The following is a 17,426-nucleotide window of genomic DNA, read 5'->3' as shown; positions in this document are numbered from 1 at the left end:
GCGCCGAATCGTGGCGGACCGCGTAAATCGATGGACTTCGCTGGGGTGCAGACTGTTGTGCGCCGCAGCGTTGGCGTGCGGCCCGATTGCTGTTTCCAGGGTGGCTGAAGCAACGCCGCCAAGTCCCTCTGCCGGCAGCGATTTTCCTGTCGTTTCTGAAGCCCGGCTTGCCGGAGACGCCAAGCAGACCCGGTTCATTGTCGACCTCGACAAGAAGATTCAATTCCGCGCCTTCACACTCGCCGATCCCTACCGGGTGGTCGTGGATATTCCCCAGGTGACGTTCCAGCTCCCCGCCGGAACCGGAAATTCCGGGCGCGGGCTGGTGAAGGCATTCCGCTACGGGCTGGTGATGCCGGGCGGGTCGCGAATCGTCTTCGACCTCACGGGGCCGGCGAAGATCGCCAATTCCTACGTGCTGGACGCGGCCAACGGCCAGCCGCCGCGCCTGGTCCTGGAACTGGAGCAGGTTGACCGCAACGCGTTCACCCAGCAGCTTGCGCCGGACGACCGGCCGGAGCTGAAGCAGACCATAGCGGAAGCCAAGGCGGCGTTGCCGGCCGAGGGAACGCCCAACGCAAAGCCAGGCGAGCCGGTGGATTCGCGGCCCCTGATCGTGATCGATCCCGGCCATGGCGGCATCGACAACGGCACCCAGTCGAACGGCGAGTTGGAAAAGACCCTCGTGCTCGGCTTCGGGCTCGCATTGCGCGACCGGATCGAGAAGTCGGGCAAATACCGGGTCGTCATGACCCGCACCGATGACACGTTCATCCCGCTGAACGACCGGGTCAAAATCGCCCGCAGCCAGTCGGCGGCGCTGTTCGTCTCGATCCATGCCGACGCGCTGCCGCGCCGGGAAGGCGACGCCCAGGGCGCGACCATCTATACGCTGTCGGACAAGGCCTCCGACGCGGAAGCGGAGCGGCTGGCGGAAGCCGAGAACAAGGCGGACGCCATCGCCGGCGTGAACCTGTCCGATGAGCCGACCGAGGTCGCCGATATCCTGATCGATCTCGCCCGCCGCGAGACCAAGACATTCTCCAACCGTTTTGCACGGCTGTTGGTGTCCGAGATGAAGACGACCGCGCGGATGCACAAGCACCCGCTGAAATCGGCGGGCTTTCGGGTCCTGAAGGCGCCCGACGTGCCCTCGGTCCTGGTCGAACTCGGCTATGTCTCCAACAAAGGCGACCTCGAACACCTGGTATCGGAGGACTGGCGCAACAAAGCGGTGGGATCGATGCTGCAGGCCATTGACGCCTTTTTTGCCAAGCGACTCGCGACGGCCACACCGGACAAGTGACAGTGCCTGGACTAGAAAGGGCGCCGCTCGGAACCGGGAGGCCCTAGTTTGGCCACAGCGGCAACGGTATAGGACGTTGTCGGGGGCCTCGTGGAATCGGCCGATTTTGTCCGCGGAGCGCTGTATTGTTCGCCTCAAGCACCGGCAGGCTGTTAGGGCCGGGAGCATTCGCAACGAGGAAGTGTCGCCGGCTGGTCCGGCGCAATAGGGTTGGAACGGAACTTCGATAATGCGCTTGCTCGTGCGGTTCATGGGTTTCTTGTTCGCCGCGGGGACCGTCGTGTTCCTGGTTGGCGTGGCCGGCGTCGCGGGCGCGATCTGGCATTTCTCCAAGGACCTGCCGGATTATTCGCAGCTTCAGGACTATGAGCCGCCGGTGATGACGCGCGTGCATGCGTCCGACGGCTCGCTGCTCGGCGAATATTCGAAGGAACGGCGGCTCTATCTGCCGATCCAGGCGGTGCCCAAGCTGGTCATCAACGCGTTCCTCGCGGCCGAAGACAAGAATTTCTACGAGCACGGCGGCATCGACTTTTCCGGCATGGCGCGCGCGGCGATCCTGTACGCGCAGAACTATGGCTCGGGCCGCCGGCCGCAGGGTGCGTCGACGATCACCCAGCAGGTCGCCAAGAACTTCCTGCTCACCAACGAGGTCTCGTTCGCGCGCAAGATCAAGGAAGCGCTGCTCGCGATGCGCATCGAGCGCGCTTACTCCAAGGATCGTATCCTCGAGCTCTATCTGAACGAAATCTATCTCGGCCTTGGTGCCTATGGCATCGCCGCCGCTTCGCTGGTTTATTTCGACAAGTCGGTGAATGAACTGACCGTCGCCGAAGCCGCCTATCTCGCCTCGCTGCCGAAGGCGCCGGCGGCGCTGCATCCGGTGCGCAACCGCGACCGCGCGATCGAGCGCCGCAACTACGTGATTGACCGCCTGCTCGAAAATGGCTGGATCAAGCAAGCCGACGCCGACAAGGCGCGCAAGGAGCAACTGGTCGTCACCAACCGCAGCAACGGCTCACATACCTTCGCCGGCGAATATTTTGCCGAGGAAGTCCGCCGCGACATCTTCGAGCGCTACGGCGAGAAGAAGCTTTACGAGGGCGGCCTGTCGGTGCGCACCACGCTCGATCCGAAGATCCAGGTGATGGCGCGCAAGACCATGGCCGCCGGCCTCGTCAACTACGACGAAGGGCAGGGCTGGAGGGGCCCGATCACCAAGCTCGATGTTTCCGGCGACTGGGGCGTGAAACTCGCCGACGTCAAATCGCTCTCGGACATCTCGCCATGGCGAATGGCGGTCGTGCTCGAAACCAGTGACCAGTCGGCGCGCATCGGATTCCAGCCCGGCCGCGAACTCGGCGGCGCCGTCAGCAAGCAGCGGCAGACCGGCCTTATCACACTCGATGGCATGCGTTGGGCAAGGCCCACGTCCGGCGCGGCGCGCGGGCGGTCACCAACGGCGGTGTCGCAGGTGCTCGCGCCCGGTGACGTCATCTATGCCGATCCCCTGGTGACCAAGGAGGGCACGGCGGTCGAAGGCCAGTACCGGCTGCGGCAATTGCCGGAAATCTCCGGTGCCATGGTCGCAATGGATCCATGGACCGGCCGCGTGCTGGCCATGGTCGGCGGCTTCTCGTTCGACCAGAGCCAGTTTAACCGCGCCACCCAGGCCTATCGGCAGCCGGGATCGTCGTTCAAGCCGATCGTGTATTCGACGGCGCTGGATAATGGCTACACGCCGTCCACAGTGGTGGTCGATGCGCCGATCGAAATCGACCAGGGGCAGGGCGCCGGCGTCTGGCGTCCGGAGAACTATTCGACCGGCAAGTATTACGGTCCGACCACGCTGCGCAATGCGCTGGCGCGCTCGCTGAACACCGTCACGGTGCGGCTGGCGCAGGACATCGGCATGCCTCTGATCGGCGAATACGCCAAGCGTTTCGGTGTCTATGACGAATTGCCGAACTATCTCTCCTACGCGCTCGGCGCTGGCGAGACCACGGTGATGCGGATGGTCACCGCCTATTCGATGTTCGCCAATGGCGGCCGCCGCGTGAAGCCGACGCTGATCGATCGCATCCAGGACCGTTACGGGCACACCATCTACCGGCACGACCAGCGCGAATGCCGCGGCTGTGACGTACCTGGAGGCTGGAAGAACCAGCCCGAACCGCAGCTCGTGGATCGCCGCGAGCAGGTGCTCGATCCGATGACGGCCTATCAGATCACCTCGATGATGGAAGGCGTGGTCCAGTACGGAACCGCCACGGCGGTGAAGGAGGTCGGCAAGCCGATCGCCGGCAAGACCGGCACCACCAACGATGAGAAGGACGTCTGGTTCATCGGCTTCTCGCCGGATCTCGTGGTTGGCGTCTATCTGGGCTACGACAAGCCGCGCAATCTCGGTCGTAAAGCCACCGGTGGCGCGTTGGCCGCGCCGGTCGCACGCGATTTCCTCAAACTTGCGCTGGCGGAGAAGCCGGCGACGCCGTTCAAGATCCCGGCCGGCATCAAGCTCGTGCGCGTCGATTCCAAGAGCGGCATGCGCGCTGGCCCGGGCGAGGGTGGACGCACCATCCTGGAAGCCTTCAAGCCGGGCACGGCGCCGCCGGATAGCTACTCCGCCATCGGCGTGGCCGATGCTGAGGGCCGGCTGCCGCCGGCCGTTGCGCCCGACGCGGGCGCGATCATGCGTCCCGGCGGATTGTATTAGCGCCTTGAGGCTCCAAATCATCGGGAAACAGGCCCGCGGCCGATTGCGCTTCCGCGCTTCGGCCGCTACATCCCTCACAAGACATTCATAATTCAGACCAGAAAGACCATGCGCGCGGAAGTCGAACGCCTAGTTGAAGAGATCAAGCAGTCAGTCGGGCTGCTGAGGAGGCATCTTTGACGTCGAGAAATCGACGGCACGGCTGGCCGAGCTGAACAAGCTCGCCGAAGATCCCGATCTCTGGAACGATCCCCAGAAAGCCCAGAAGCTGATGCAGGAGCGCACCTCGCTGGAGGATGCGCTGTCCGGCATCAGCAAGGTCGAGCGTGAGCTCGAGGACAATGTCGGCATGATCGAGCTCGGCGAGGCCGAGAACGATGAGGGCGTCGTCGCGGAAGCCGAGAAGGCGCTCAAGGACCTCAAGAAGGAAGTCGCCCGGCGCGAGCTGGAGGCGCTGCTGTCAGGCGAGGCCGACAAGTTCGACTCCTATCTCGAAGTCCATGCCGGCGCCGGCGGCACCGAGAGCCAGGACTGGGCGCAGATGCTGCTGCGGATGTACACGCGCTGGGCGGAGAACCATGGCTTCAAGGTCGAGTATCTCGAGGAATCCCAGGGCGAAGAGGCGGGCATCAAGTCCGCCACCATCCAGATCAGCGGCCACAACGCGTATGGCTGGCTGAAGACCGAAGCCGGCGTGCATCGCCTGGTGCGGATCTCGCCGTTCGATTCCAACGCGCGTCGCCACACCTCGTTCTCGAGCGTGACGATCTTTCCGGTGGTCGACGACAGCATCAAGATCGACATCAAGGAATCGGATGTGCGCACCGACACCATGCGCTCCGGCGGCGCCGGCGGTCAGCACGTCAACAAGACCGAATCCGCGGTGCGCTTGACGCATATTCCGACCGGCATCGCCGTGGTCTGCCAGGCCGGCCGCTCCCAGCACAAGAACCGCGCGCAAGCGTGGGACATGCTGCGCGCCCGCCTCTACGAGATCGAATTGAAGAAGCGCGAGGAGCAGGCGGCCGCGGATCAGGCCGCCAAGACCGATATTGGCTGGGGCCACCAGATCCGCTCCTATGTGCTGCAGCCCTACCAGATGGTGAAGGACCTGCGCACAGGCGTGCAGACCTCAGATACCGCAGGCGTGCTCGACGGCGACCTTGATGAGTTCATGGCGGCTACGTTGGCGCAAAAGGCATTCGGCACGACCGCTGGCGCGATCGAGGACGTCGATTAATGGGGCGCGCGGCTTGGTCGGGCAACCGGCTGCGCGCTCTTCCATTCCGAGAACCATCGTGTGAACCGGCCGCTGTCGCGCTCGCCGCCGTGCCACACGGCGTACACGGTCCCGTCGCCTGCGACCATGATCACGGCGTCGAGCCCCTTGGAGCGGCGCAGCGTCTCGATGGCCTGGCTTGGCGTCTGCGCGATCGGGCCTGCGACATTGAACGACGTGTTGACCGACAGCTCGACACCGATGCGGCGGCCGAGCGCCTTGAGATAGGCGTAGGTGAGGGGATCGTCCTGCTCGCGCACGATCTGGATGCGGCCGGTGCCGTCGGCGTGGATGACTGCCGGGATCTTGTCGCGCGCGTGCGGCTTCGAGCGGGCGGTCAGCACCATGTAGTTATAGGCGTTGTAGTCGTCGTCGGAAGCGCCCGGTAGCAGCTCGAAATAATACTGCGCCGCCTCCAGCGTGGCCATCGGCGCCAGGGGTCGGATCGCCTCGCGATATTTCACGCGTTGGTTCAGGCGCTCGCGCGTGCCGGGATCGCAGGGATTGGCGAGGATCGAACGATGGCCGAGCGCGCGTGGCCCGGTCTCGGCCGCGCCCTGATAGATCGCGATCACGCCGTTCTGTGCCACCATTGATGCCATCAGGTCGGCAACGGCGTCGCGTCCCTCGGGAGTCGAAATGTCGCCGATCCGCTCTGAGGCGATGTCGTCCGCCTTCAGCGCAGCGATGATGTCGTCAGAAGCCGGCGGTGTGCCGCAGTAGAACGCATGCGTCATTGGCGCGCCGCGCGGAGCACCGGCGAGATGGGCGAACAGCCAGGCGGCGCCGATGGTGACGCCGGGATCGCCGGGCACCGGCGGCACCCACAGGTGCAATTGCGCGCGCCGGCCCTGCGCATTGGCAAACCAGCTCTCATCGAAATGCTCGATCAGCCGCATGTTGCCGACGGCATTGAGCGCGACGCCACCGGTCAGCACCAGCCGACGGGCACCGGTCACCCGCAACAGGTGATCCACGACATGAATCATTGCGTCCTCGAACACGAGCTGCGCCGCGGCGGCCTTGTCGAGGCGATCCTGCGTGTCGGGACGGTGCTTGATATCCTCGACGCGCAGCATCGCGTCGGGATTCCAGAGTTGATCCGGCTTGAGCGGTTCGCCAAGAATCTCGGTCAACGCGGCCTTGTAGGGATTATCGAACGGGTCGCAGTACCAGTTCGCCATCGCGCGATTGAGCCAGACTTCGCCGTCGGCGCCGAGATGCAGCACCTTGCGGAGTCGCCGATAATAGGGATTGCCCGATCGGCTCATGTCGCCCCAGGCGGCTGCGCCCATGTAGCGCCCCTCGCTGGACAGCCAGGTCCAGCCGCCCTGGGTCGAGGAGATCACGCTGTAGAACGCGCCGAGTGAATCGAACATGCTCTCGTTGCAGTAGAGCCGGCGCATCGCGCCTTTCTCGACGACATAAAGCGAGACCGAGCCGAGATCGCCGGTGCCGTCGAGTACGGCGATGGCGACTGACTCGCTGTCGTCCCTGAAGGGAGAAGCTGCAAAGGAGAACCAGGCATGGTTGTCATGGTGTGGCAGGCAAATCAAAGGCACGCGCTCGGCAAGCTTGAGCTGGCGCGCGATGATCTTCGGCGTCCGCGTCATCTGCTCGAGGCGGCGGCTGTCGAAACCGGCGGCCTGCGTGGTGCGGAGCAGTTTCAGGCTTTGCGGCAATTCTTCCAGCACCGAACGCGCCAGCGTGCCGGCGAGCGTCGGATAGTCCCAGCTTGTCAGCCAGGCGTCGATCGCGCCGACGTCGTGACCCGTGCCGCGTAACGTCGCGACAACCGCGTCGATCGATTCTTGCGGATACTCCGTAGTGTGCTTGTTGCCGGAAAACCGTTCTTCTTCGTTATTGACGATCAGGCGCGGACCGTCCCGCTGCGTCACTTCGACGAGTGCGATGCCTGAATTGTGCGTGCCGGGAGCACCTAAGCCCGCAAGATAAACGGTCTCACCGCGTGCGAGCTTGTCGCGCACGGCTGTGATCCGCGCGTTCGCAAAGTTGGAGCCGAGCTGATGGAAGCCAGCCGCTCCCATCGTCTTCGCCGCCAGCCACCGCGCGGCGCGAAAGCCTGCGGCGGCGAGCCTGCGATGTCGCGGACCAATTCGCGTGTTCGGTTCCAAGTCCAGCGCCTCTGTCAGTGCGATTGCCGATGCATCAATCACACTTGCCAGCGCACAACAATGCTGTTTCGTTGAGGCGGCTTGAACCGAGATGCCGCCGCTGGAGTCCCCGCCAGCCCGGGCATGACGATGGAGTATCGCCAGAGATTACATTTCCCGTTCTGCCGCTTTCGCAATGGCGAGCGGGTCGGAGCGAGCGGCTGCCTAGCCCGCACTCAGGCGCACGCCGGCGCGCAGGAATTTTTGCGGGTCGACTGCGTCACCGTCGATGCGTGTCTCGTAGTGGAGATGCGGGCCGGTCGAACGGCCGGTCGAGCCGACGGCGCCGATCACCTGGCCGATCTTGACGGTTTCGCCGACCTTGACGTTGATCTCGGACAGGTGGCCGTAGCGGGTGGAAAGGCCGTTGCCGTGATCGACCTCGACCATGCGGCCGTAACCACCGGCCCAGCCCGATGACACCACCTTGCCATTGGCGGTGGCGCGGACGGGATCGCCCATCGCGGCGCGGAAATCGAGGCCGGTATGCATCGCCGGACGGCCGAGGAATGGATCGGTGCGGACGCCGAAGCCCGAGGTGAACTCGACTTCACCAATCACGGGCTTGCGGTAGGGCACCAGCGTCAGCGTGGCGTTCAAGCGCTGCATCTGCGCGCGGGTGATGTTGATGCGGTTGAGTTGTCGCTCGAACGGACCGGCGTCGGCAGGAAGCTTGACGGGCACGAAGGGACCGCCGATCGCCGAGCGCGGGGTGGCGGCTTCGAGTTGTGACATGTTGAGACCGAGGTCGGTGATCACGCCGCGCATCCGGCGCACGCGCGATTCCATCGTCTCCTCGGCCGAGCTTAGCGCTGCCATCTGGCGTCGCTCGACCTGGTCGAGCGAGGTCTGGAGGCGGACCAGGACATTGTCAAAACCCTGGAGCTTGGCGAACTGGTTTACCGGCGGCGCCGCCTTGATCGGGGCGCGGGATTCCAACCGCGCCTCACGATCCGGTGGCGCCACGAAGATCACGGTGTCGCTGATCGGCGAGGGCTTTGGCGTCGCCGTCGATTCCGGCGCGGCATTGCGGGCGGGCGGCCGGATCGAGCCGGTTGTTGCGACATCCGGCATCGAGCCCAGCGCGGTGGCGCGGGCTTCGAGCGCCGTCTGCCGGCGCATGATCTGCTCGAGCTTCTGATCAAACTGCTCCTGGTCCAGGAGCTGCCGGCTGGTGGTGCGGTCGACCTTGGCGCGCAATTCCGCGATCCGGTCCTCATAGGAAAATTGCATCTCGGCCTGGCGGGCGAGCAGCCGGGTCAGGACGTCGTCGCGAAACGCAAAATAGGTCGCGGTTGCGGCCGACCATATGCCGAGCAGGACTACCGAGCCGACCGCAGCCCAGAACAGGACCGGGCCAATGCGGACCTGCTTGCCGGCATGGACGAGGGTGTAGTCGTTCGCGGGCTGCGCGGCTGCTGACGCCGCGGCATGGGGTGCAGGGCGGCGAGGCGAGGTCCGCCCGTGCTCTCGTGGATGATGGTGCTGCTGGTGATGGTCGAAATGGTGACCGGAACGATAGGACATCGGCACTCCCGCGCCGGTCGGATCAAGTTCCGTACGGCCTCAGTTCGGGAGCGATTTGAGCCGGTCATGGTTAATTTTCTGGAAACGGAGCCTGTTGGATCAGAGCGACCTCGCGGCGGCCAGGACCTCGTCGGCATGGCCGTCGACCCGCACATTGCGCCAGATCCTGGCGATCCGGCCGTCGGCGCCGAGCAGAACCGTGGTGCGAAGAATCCCAAGGAAGGTCCTGCCATACATGGATTTCTCGCCCCAGGCCCCATAGGCCTCCAGCATCTCGTGCTGCTCATCCGAGCCCAGGGGAATGGCGAGCTGATGCTTGTTCCTGAACGATTCCTGCGCCTTCACGGTGTCCCCGGAGACGCCGAGGATCTCGGTGCCGCTCTCGGCAAACGCATCCTTCAGTCGGGTGAAATCGATCGCCTCCTTGGTGCAGCCGGGCGTATCCGCGCGCGGGTAGAAGAACAGCACCAGCTTCTTGCCCGCGAAGTCGGTGAGTGAGACCTCACTTCCTCCGTCGCGGGGCAGGCGGAAGTCGGGCGCCTTGGCACCCTCAAGCAGAGTGGTCGATTTGGTCGCAGCCGACGCAGCGGATTTTAACGATTTCGATGCAACCTTGTGGGACGGTTTGGTGGATGCGGTTTTGGCCGCTTTGCTGGATTTCTTTGCGACCGCCTTGCGGGCCTTTGCCGCGGGCGGCTTGACCGATGCGACGGCCTTACTGCGGACTGCCGTGGCCCGAGACGATTTGGCCGGAGACGATTTGGCTGTGGTCTTGGAGGATTTCTTGCGCGTTTTCTTGGACATACGCCTTCCTTTCGTCGCTTTCCGGAGCTCAACCATTGTATCAGTGCGGCGCTTGTCGGCGGCGATCGGATTTCTGCCGACTGCTGGGCAAGTGTGATGGCGCGGAAGTATGGTCACAAGGATTTCGATGCGTCATCCGTCCGCTCGCCTAACCTGCTTTGAATGTTCGCTCAAATGTTCACTTGGGGCTGAGGGCGACTAACAGTATTAAGCGAGGATTGGCAGCGATGCCGGCACAGGAGCGCTCGATACAGATCGATGGGCGTGCCTTGGGCGGCGATCAACCTCAGCGCCTGCACCGAGAGGCAATGGCAAAGAATACGTCGTCCCAAGGATCGAGCTCCCAAGGATCGCTCCAAGGTCACAGCCCGAATCCGCGTGCCGACGCCCAGTATCGCGGCTGGGGCGACGATGTCGGCTGGGAGGAGCATGACGAGGCTGCCGGCCATCGCGCGCGGCGGCTGTTGTCGCGCTCAGATTCCGGCCTGCACCGGATCGGTGACTTCTTCGGCCCCAGGCGGCGATCGACTCACGGCGGGCGCTGGGTCAAGCGCATCGCCCTGGTGCTGGGCGTGCTGGCGGCGATTTTCATGAGCTGCTTCGGCGCGCTCTGGTGGCGGCTGGGGGCAGGGCCGATCAATCTCGATATGGCGACACCGTGGCTCGCGGCTGCGATCGAGGACAATATCGGCCACGGCAACACGGTTGAGGTCGGCGGCACCCAGATCGAGCGCGCCGGTCCAATTCGAATCGCGGTGCGCATCCGCGACATCATCGTACGCGACCGCGACCATGCGATCGTCGCGAGCGCGCCGAAAGCCGAGGTCAAACTGTCCGGCACCGCGCTGCTGATGGGCCAGCTCCGCGCTGAAAGCCTCAACCTCGTTGATGCCGAACTCGCGATCCGGATCACGCCGGACGGCTATGTGACCGTTTCCGCCGGCGATACCGCCAAGCCGCTCGCGACCGGTGTCGCTTCCAAGCATGAGGCGGGCCTGCCTCCGACATTCCCGCGTCCGGTGCCCCCACCGCCGCCGTTATCGCCACCTTCGTCGCCGTCCGTCAGCGTCCCGGCGCCGTCTGAGAGCGCGCAGAGCGGTTTGCTCGCCGGCCTCGACTGGCTCGACAGCCTCAGCCTGACCGGTCTCGACGGCCAGAACCTCAACGAGATCGGCCTGAAGAACGGCAACCTTGTTGTCGACGATCAGCAGCGTGGCGGCAAATGGACCTTCGAAAATATCAGCCTGAGCCTGCGGCGGCCGAGCGGCGGCGGCGTGGCGCTGAGCGTCGGCGAAGAGGGCGCCCGTCCATGGTCGCTGCGCGTCGCGGTCGGACCGCTCAGGGATGGCGTGCGGGCGGTCGACCTGCGCGCCGACAAGCTGCCGTCCGCCAATATCCTGCTGGCGCTCAGGGTGAAGGATCTCACCTACGATGCCGAGCTGCCGCTGTCCGGCGACCTGAAGGGTGAACTCGGGCGCGACGGCCTGCCGACCTATTTCCGCGGCAAGATCACCGCCGGCCCCGGCAACCTGATCGACACCGATACACCGGACTATCCGATGGCGATCGATTCGGCCGAAGTGAATGTCGAATGGGACGCTGGACGCCGCGTGCTGCTGGCGCCGTTCAAGATCGTCTCCGGCGCCAACCGCGTCACGCTGCTCGCTCATCTCGAGCCGCCGAATGACGACATCAACGACTGGCAGCTTGGCCTGAGCGGCGGCACCATCCTGCTCGCGGGCATCGACAACGAGCCGCCGCTGATCTTCAACCGCATCGCCGTTGGCTTCCGTTTCGACACCGACAAGAAGCGTGTGCTGCTGACGCAGGCCGATATCAGCAATGGCGAGATCGGCATCGCCGGCACCGGCAGCATCGACTATTCCGGCGAACCGCGGCTGCAGCTCGGTTTTGCGGGCACGCCGATGTCGGCCTCCGCGCTGAAGCGAGTCTGGCCCGCGCTAGTCGTGCCGGAACTGCGCGAATGGGTAATCGAGCGGATCGAGCGCGGCACGCTCCAGCGCATCGAGATCGGCGTCAACTCGCCGGTGCGCAACCTGTCGCGCAAGGGGCCTCCGATCCCGGATGACGGGCTTGCCGTCAACATCGTCGCGAGCGGTGTAGCGGTGCGTCCGGTGGACGAGATGCCCGTGGTTCATGACGCGGATTTGCGGGCGCGGGTGACGGGCCGCACCGCCACCGTCAATATCGCCCAGGGCATCGTCGACACGCCGGGTGGGCGCAAGATCACGCTGTCCGACTTCTCTTTCGAAGTCCCGGACATGGTGCCGAAACCCTCGCCGGCGAAGATCCGGTTCCGCGTCGATTGTTCGGTGCCGGCTTGCGCTGAAATCCTCGCCTCCGATCGCCTCAGCGATGTCTCGGGGACGACATTTGTCGATCCCAATGCGAGCAAGGGAACGGTCTCGGCCACGATCAATCTCGGCCTGCCGGTCAAGGGCGTGCTGACCAAGGAGGACACCACTTACGCCGTCACCGCCGATCTCGGCAGCGTCGCGATCGACAGGCTGGTGATGAACCAGAAGCTCGAGGCCAACGCGCTGAAGGTCGTTGCCAACAATGCGGGCTATCAGGTCAAGGGCGACGTCAAGATCAACGGCCAGCCGGCTTCGCTGGATTACCGCAAGCCGAGCGAGGGCGATGCCGATATCAAGCTGCAGTCAACGCTTGACGATGCCGGCCGCGCGCGACTCGGGCTCGACCTCGGATCCGCGGTGAGCGGCGCAATCCCGGTGAAGGTCGTGGGCAAAATTGCGAGCAGCAGCGATCACGACACCAAGCTCGGCGTCGAGGCGGATCTGACCCAGCTCCGGCTCGACAACATCCTGCCGGGTTGGGTGAAGAGTCCCGGCAAGTCGGGTAAGGTCACCTTCAACGTGGTGCAGAAGCCGCAATCGACGCGCTTTGAGGACATCGTCGTCGATGGCGCGGGCGCGTCGATCAAGGGATCGGTGGAGGTCGACCAGAACGGCGATCTCATGAACGTCAACTTCCCGACCTATTCGCCCTCGGAAGGTGACAAGACCACGCTGCGCGCCGACCGCGGGCCCGACGGCGTCTTGAAGGTCTCCATGCGCGGCGACGTGTTCGATGGCCGCGGCTTCCTGCGCACGGCGATTTCGGGCCGCGATGACCCGAAGAACAAGACCAAGAATATCGATTACGACATCGACCTCAAGCTCGGCGCGGTTGCCGGCTTCAATGGCGAAGCGTTGCGCAGCGTCGATGCGAAGGTGTCCAAGCGCAACGGCGCCTTCAAGAGTTTTGCGCTGACAGGCAAGATCGGGCGCGATACGCCCGTGACCGCCGATCTGCGCGGCCGCCAGCAGGGGCGCGAGGTGGTCTACCTGCAGACCAATGACGCCGGCGCGTTCTTCCGCTTCACCGATTTCTATTCGAAGATCGTGGGTGGCCAGCTCACGCTCGCGATGGAGCCGCCGGCGGCGGAGCCGAGCCCCAAGGAAGGACTGATCAACATCCGTGACTTCTCCGTCAAAGGTCAACCCGAGCTCGACCGGATTGCAGCCGGCGGTGCGCCCGGCACGACGAGCGGTGTCGCGTTCAGCGCCTTGCGCGCCGAGTTCACGCGGCAGAGCGGACTGCTCACGATCCGCGATGGCGTCGTGAAGGGGCCGGCGATCGGCGCGACCATCGAAGGCAGCATCGACAACAACGCCAACCAGGTGCGCATGAGCGGCACCTTCGTGCCGATGTACGGGCTGAACAACATGTTCGGCCAGTTGCCGGTGATCGGCCTGGTCCTCGGCGGCGGGAGCAATGAGGGCTTGATCGGCGTGACCTACGAGGTCGTGGGCACACCGGCGCAACCGGTGTTGCGGGTCAATCCCATCTCGGCGATCTTTCCCGGCGTGACGCGGAAGATCATGGAATTCAACACCGGCAAGCAGAACAACCAGATAGAATTCCCGCCGAACAACTGAGCGGCTTGCGGCCTCCCGTTCCTGGCCCGCCGAGCTCAAGCCGCGCGTTTCGTCGCTTGAGCCAGAATGTCCGGAATCCACACGCCCAACCGGGACGTGCGGCGGATATGCCTGCACCGACCAGATGTCTCTAAGCGGACATGCGTTGATCTGGATCAATGAAGGCCATGCCGCGGCGGTTCTCTCTCTTGGGCAGCCCCTCAGGATCCGGCGCCGGACCTGCGCCTTGGCGGGACGAGAACCTAGTTTCCAGCGAGAAGGCTCTCTATCGCCCCTGCGGATTTGAGCGCGGCGGCGAACGCCGGGCGACAATGCTGCGCTACAGCACCGAGACTGCCGCGCCGATTGATAATCGGCTCACTCGATAAGACGGAGTCAGGAGGAAACGATGGCAAACACGTTGTCTGATAAAGAGCGGGCAATGATGGATGCGTATTGGCGAGCGTCCAACTATCTTTCGATCGGTCAGATCTATCTCTACGACAACCCGCTGCTTAAGCAGCCGCTCACGAAGGAACACATCAAGCCGCGGCTTCTCGGTCACTGGGGGACCTCACCCGGTTTGAACTTCATCTACGTTCACTTGAATCGCATCATCAAGAAACACGACCTCGACATGATCTACATCACGGGCCCCGGGCACGGCGGCCCCAGTCTGGTCGCGCATGCCTATCTCGAGGGAACCTACAGCGAGGTCTACCCGAACATCTCGCCCGACGAGCAGGGCATGAAGCGGCTGTTCACCCAGTTCTCGTTCCCTGGCGGTATTCCTAGTCATGTGGCGCCGGAGACCCCGGGTTCAATTCACGAAGGCGGCGAACTCGGGTACGCGCTGTCGCATGCCTATGGGGCTGCCTTCGACAATCCAGATCTGATTGTTGCCTGCGTTGTCGGCGACGGCGAAGCGGAGACGGGACCGCTGGCAACGAGCTGGCATTCCAACAAGTTCTTGAATCCGGCGACCGACGGGGTGGTTTTGCCGATCCTCCATTTGAACGGCTACAAGATTGCCAATCCCTGCATTCTCGCCCGCATCAGCCATGAAGAGCTGGATCAGTTGTTTCGCGGCTACGGCTACACGCCATATTTCGTCGAGGGGGATGAGCCGGAAAAAATGCACGAACTGATGGCCTCCACGCTGGACAAGATCACCGACGAAATTCAGCGGATAAAGGCGGATGCGCGACGCAGCGGCTTTAGGGAGCGGCCACGTTGGCCGATGATCGTGCTGCGCACCCCCAAGGGTTGGACTTGTCCGAAGGAAATCGATGGCAAGCGGACCGAGGGCTACTGGCGCTCCCATCAAGTGCCGATGGGCGCGATGCACGAGAACAACGCCCATGTCCGCCTGCTTGAAGAGTGGATGAAGAGCTACCGACCCGCGGAGCTTTTTGATGACAGCGGCCGGCTTCGCCCCGAGTTGGCCGACCTTGCTCCTCGAGGAACGCGTCGCATGAGCGCCAATCCGCACACTAATGGCGGATTACTGCTGCGTGAACTGCGACTGCCGGATTTCCGCGAATATGCAGTCGAGGTGCGCGAGCCCGGCGCCGCTATCGCAGAGTCAACACGGATCATGGGGCGGTTTCTGCGCGACGTGATGAAGCTCAATATGGAGCATCGGAATTTCCGGCTTTTCAGTCCGGATGAGAACAACTCCAACCGATGGCAAGACGTGCTGGAGGTCACCAACCGTGCCTGGGTCGCGGAAACCTATCCGTGGGACGACCATCTGGCGCCGGATGGGCGCGTAATGGAAATGCTCAGCGAGCACCAGTGTCAGGGGTGGCTCGAGGGCTATCTACTGACCGGTCGGCACGGCTTCTTCTCGTGCTATGAGGCGTTCATCCACATCATCGATTCCATGTTCAACCAGCACGCCAAGTGGTTGAAGGTCTGCAGCCACATCCCCTGGCGACGCCCTATCGGTTCCCTGAACTATCTTTTGTCCAGCCATGTCTGGCGCCAGGACCACAACGGTTTCAGCCATCAAGACCCCGGGTTCATCGATCATGTCGTGAACAAGAAAGCTGAAGTCATCCGGGTGTATCTGCCACCCGACGCGAATTGTCTGCTCTCTGTCACTGACCATTGCCTGCGCAGCCGGAACTACGTCAACGTCGTCGTCGCGGGCAAGCAGCCTGCTCCTCAATGGCTGACAATGAACGAGGCGGTCAAGCACTGCGAAGCTGGATTAGGCATCTGGCAGTGGGCCAGCAACGACAAGGGTGGCGAGCCCGATGTCGTGATGGCTTGTTGTGGTGACGTGCCGACACTGGAGACGCTTGCCGCCGTCGACCTGCTTAGACGGCATGCGCCCGATCTCAAGGTGCGCGTCATCAACATTGTCAATCTGATGAAACTGCAGCCACCGAGCGAACACCCGCACGGTCTCTCGGATCAGGATTTCGATGCGTTGTTCACCACGGACAAGCCGATCATCTTTGCCTTCCATGGTTATCCCTGGCTAATTCACCGATTGACCTACCGGCGCACCGGCCATGACAATCTCCATGTGCGCGGCTACAGGGAGGAGGGTACCACCACGACTCCGTTCGACATGTGCGTGCTCAACGATCTCGATCGCTTCCACCTCGTGGCTGACGTCATTGACCGTGTGCCAAAGCTCGGATCGCGGGCGGCTTATGCCAAGCAGGCCATTCGCGACAAGCTCATCGATCACAAGGCGTACATTGCCCGGTATGGGGACGATATGCCCGAGATCACGGGCTGGAGATGGGGGAAAGAGGCAGCGTCCACCGCGGTTCGTTCCACAGAGGCCGATAACGTCTAACCCGGTCGGCGGGAGACGAACGTGAAGGTGTTCGCGATGTCGTCTCACAAGACCCGCCGGGCGGTTCCGGCGGGTAGGTCCTTGGGTCAAGAGGAGGGTGATCCATGCCGCAACCCGAGAGCAAACGCATCAACCGCGACCAGTACGACGCCGTCCTTTTTGACCTCGATGGTGTATTGACGGATACGGCCAATCTCCACGCGACCTGTTGGAAGCAGATGTTCGATGAGTATCTGCTGGAGCGTGCGAGGCAGACGGGGACAGCATTTCGTCCGTTCGACATCGACGCCGACTACCGGCTGCACGTGGATGGCAAGCCCCGTTACGATGGCGTGCGTGATTTCCTGAGATCGCGCGGCATCGAACTTCCCGAGGGAGACCCAGGGGACCCTGCACAAGTCGAGACAGTGTACGGGCTCGGAAACCGCAAGGACGACCTGGTGGACCGCGCGATCGTGGAGGTTGGCGTAGAGCCTTACGCCGGAAGTCTGCAATTCATCCATCAGCTCCGCCGCAATGGCTTCAAGATTGCTGTAGTCACCTCGAGTCAAAACTGCGCGTCTGTCCTGAGGGCGGCTGGGCTGGACGAGTTCTTCGAGGTGCGGGTCGACGGCAACGTGATCCTGGAGCAACGTCTCTCCGGAAAGCCGGCTCCGGACACATTCCTGCTCGCGGCAAGGCTCCTCGGCGTTGAACCGATACGGACGATCGTGATCGAGGATGCCATTTCGGGAGTCCAAGCCGGATCCAATGGAAACTTTGGGCTGGTGATCGGTGTCGCTCGCAAGGGAAATGCGGATGAGCTGAAGCATCATGGTGCTCATCTGGTAGTCGGCGACTTGGCCGAACTAACCGATTGATCAA

The 17,426-nt window shown here is 63.5% G+C and carries 9 protein-coding genes; 6 read left to right on the top strand and 3 right to left on the bottom strand.

Annotated features, from left to right (window positions below; translation table 11 throughout):
• Positions 1–100: 100 nt before the first annotated feature.
• The 3 genes from ACZXDY_RS26050 to prfB all read left to right on the top strand — a co-directional run bounded on the left by ACZXDY_RS26050 (position 101) and on the right by prfB (position 5,262).
• Entirely contained in the window at positions 101–1,306 is a 1,206-nt protein-coding gene (locus ACZXDY_RS26050; RefSeq protein WP_464347481.1) for an N-acetylmuramoyl-L-alanine amidase, read from the top strand.
• 229 nt (positions 1,307–1,535) lie between these two features.
• Positions 1,536–4,022: a penicillin-binding protein 1A gene (locus ACZXDY_RS26045; protein ID WP_028164188.1), complete on the top strand. Its 2,487-nt coding sequence runs from the start codon at positions 1,536–1,538 to the stop codon at positions 4,020–4,022.
• A 108-nt stretch (positions 4,023–4,130) separates the two neighbouring features.
• Positions 4,131–5,262 (top strand): peptide chain release factor 2 gene (gene prfB, locus ACZXDY_RS26040; RefSeq protein ID WP_130227885.1). Its coding sequence is split into 2 segments (ribosomal slippage): positions 4,131–4,199 and positions 4,201–5,262, totalling 1,131 coding nucleotides; the frame shifts between segments, so codons are not numbered across the junction.
• Here prfB and ACZXDY_RS26035 read toward each other — a convergent pair.
• The 3 genes from ACZXDY_RS26035 to ACZXDY_RS26025 form a co-directional block, all read right to left on the bottom strand.
• Positions 5,259–7,436: a carbamoyltransferase C-terminal domain-containing protein gene (locus ACZXDY_RS26035; RefSeq protein WP_464347480.1), complete on the bottom strand. Its 2,178-nt coding sequence runs from the start codon at positions 7,434–7,436 to the stop codon at positions 5,259–5,261. The two genes, prfB and ACZXDY_RS26035, sit on opposite strands and share 4 nt — an antisense overlap.
• Positions 7,437–7,640: 204 nt before the next feature.
• On the bottom strand, positions 7,641–9,002 hold the full coding sequence (locus tag ACZXDY_RS26030; protein ID WP_464347479.1) for a M23 family metallopeptidase: 1,362 nt from the start codon (positions 9,000–9,002) through the stop codon (positions 7,641–7,643).
• Positions 9,003–9,101: 99 nt separating this feature from the next.
• Positions 9,102–9,806: a peroxiredoxin gene (locus ACZXDY_RS26025; RefSeq protein ID WP_464347478.1), complete on the bottom strand. Its 705-nt coding sequence runs from the start codon at positions 9,804–9,806 to the stop codon at positions 9,102–9,104.
• A 227-nt stretch (positions 9,807–10,033) separates the two neighbouring features.
• Here ACZXDY_RS26025 and ACZXDY_RS26020 point away from each other — a divergent pair, with 227 nt between their 5' ends.
• The 3 genes from ACZXDY_RS26020 to ACZXDY_RS26010 all read left to right on the top strand — a co-directional run bounded on the left by ACZXDY_RS26020 (position 10,034) and on the right by ACZXDY_RS26010 (position 17,422).
• A complete protein-coding gene (locus ACZXDY_RS26020) occupies positions 10,034–13,768 on the top strand; it encodes a YhdP family protein (RefSeq protein WP_464347477.1) in 3,735 nt (1,244 codons plus the stop codon).
• A gap of 364 nt (positions 13,769–14,132) precedes the next feature.
• The gene (locus ACZXDY_RS26015; protein WP_464347502.1) at positions 14,133–16,562 is read left to right on the top strand and encodes a phosphoketolase family protein; all 2,430 of its coding nucleotides are present in this window, start codon (positions 14,133–14,135) and stop codon (positions 16,560–16,562) included.
• A 104-nt stretch (positions 16,563–16,666) separates the two neighbouring features.
• Positions 16,667–17,422: an HAD family hydrolase gene (locus ACZXDY_RS26010; RefSeq protein WP_051396742.1), complete on the top strand. Its 756-nt coding sequence runs from the start codon at positions 16,667–16,669 to the stop codon at positions 17,420–17,422.
• Positions 17,423–17,426: the final 4 nt, after the last annotated feature.

The sequence above is a fragment of the Bradyrhizobium sp. LeoB3 genome (assembly GCF_055456055.1).
The sequence above is the reverse complement of the archived record's forward strand: the minus strand, read 5'-3'. Positions and strand labels throughout refer to the sequence as shown.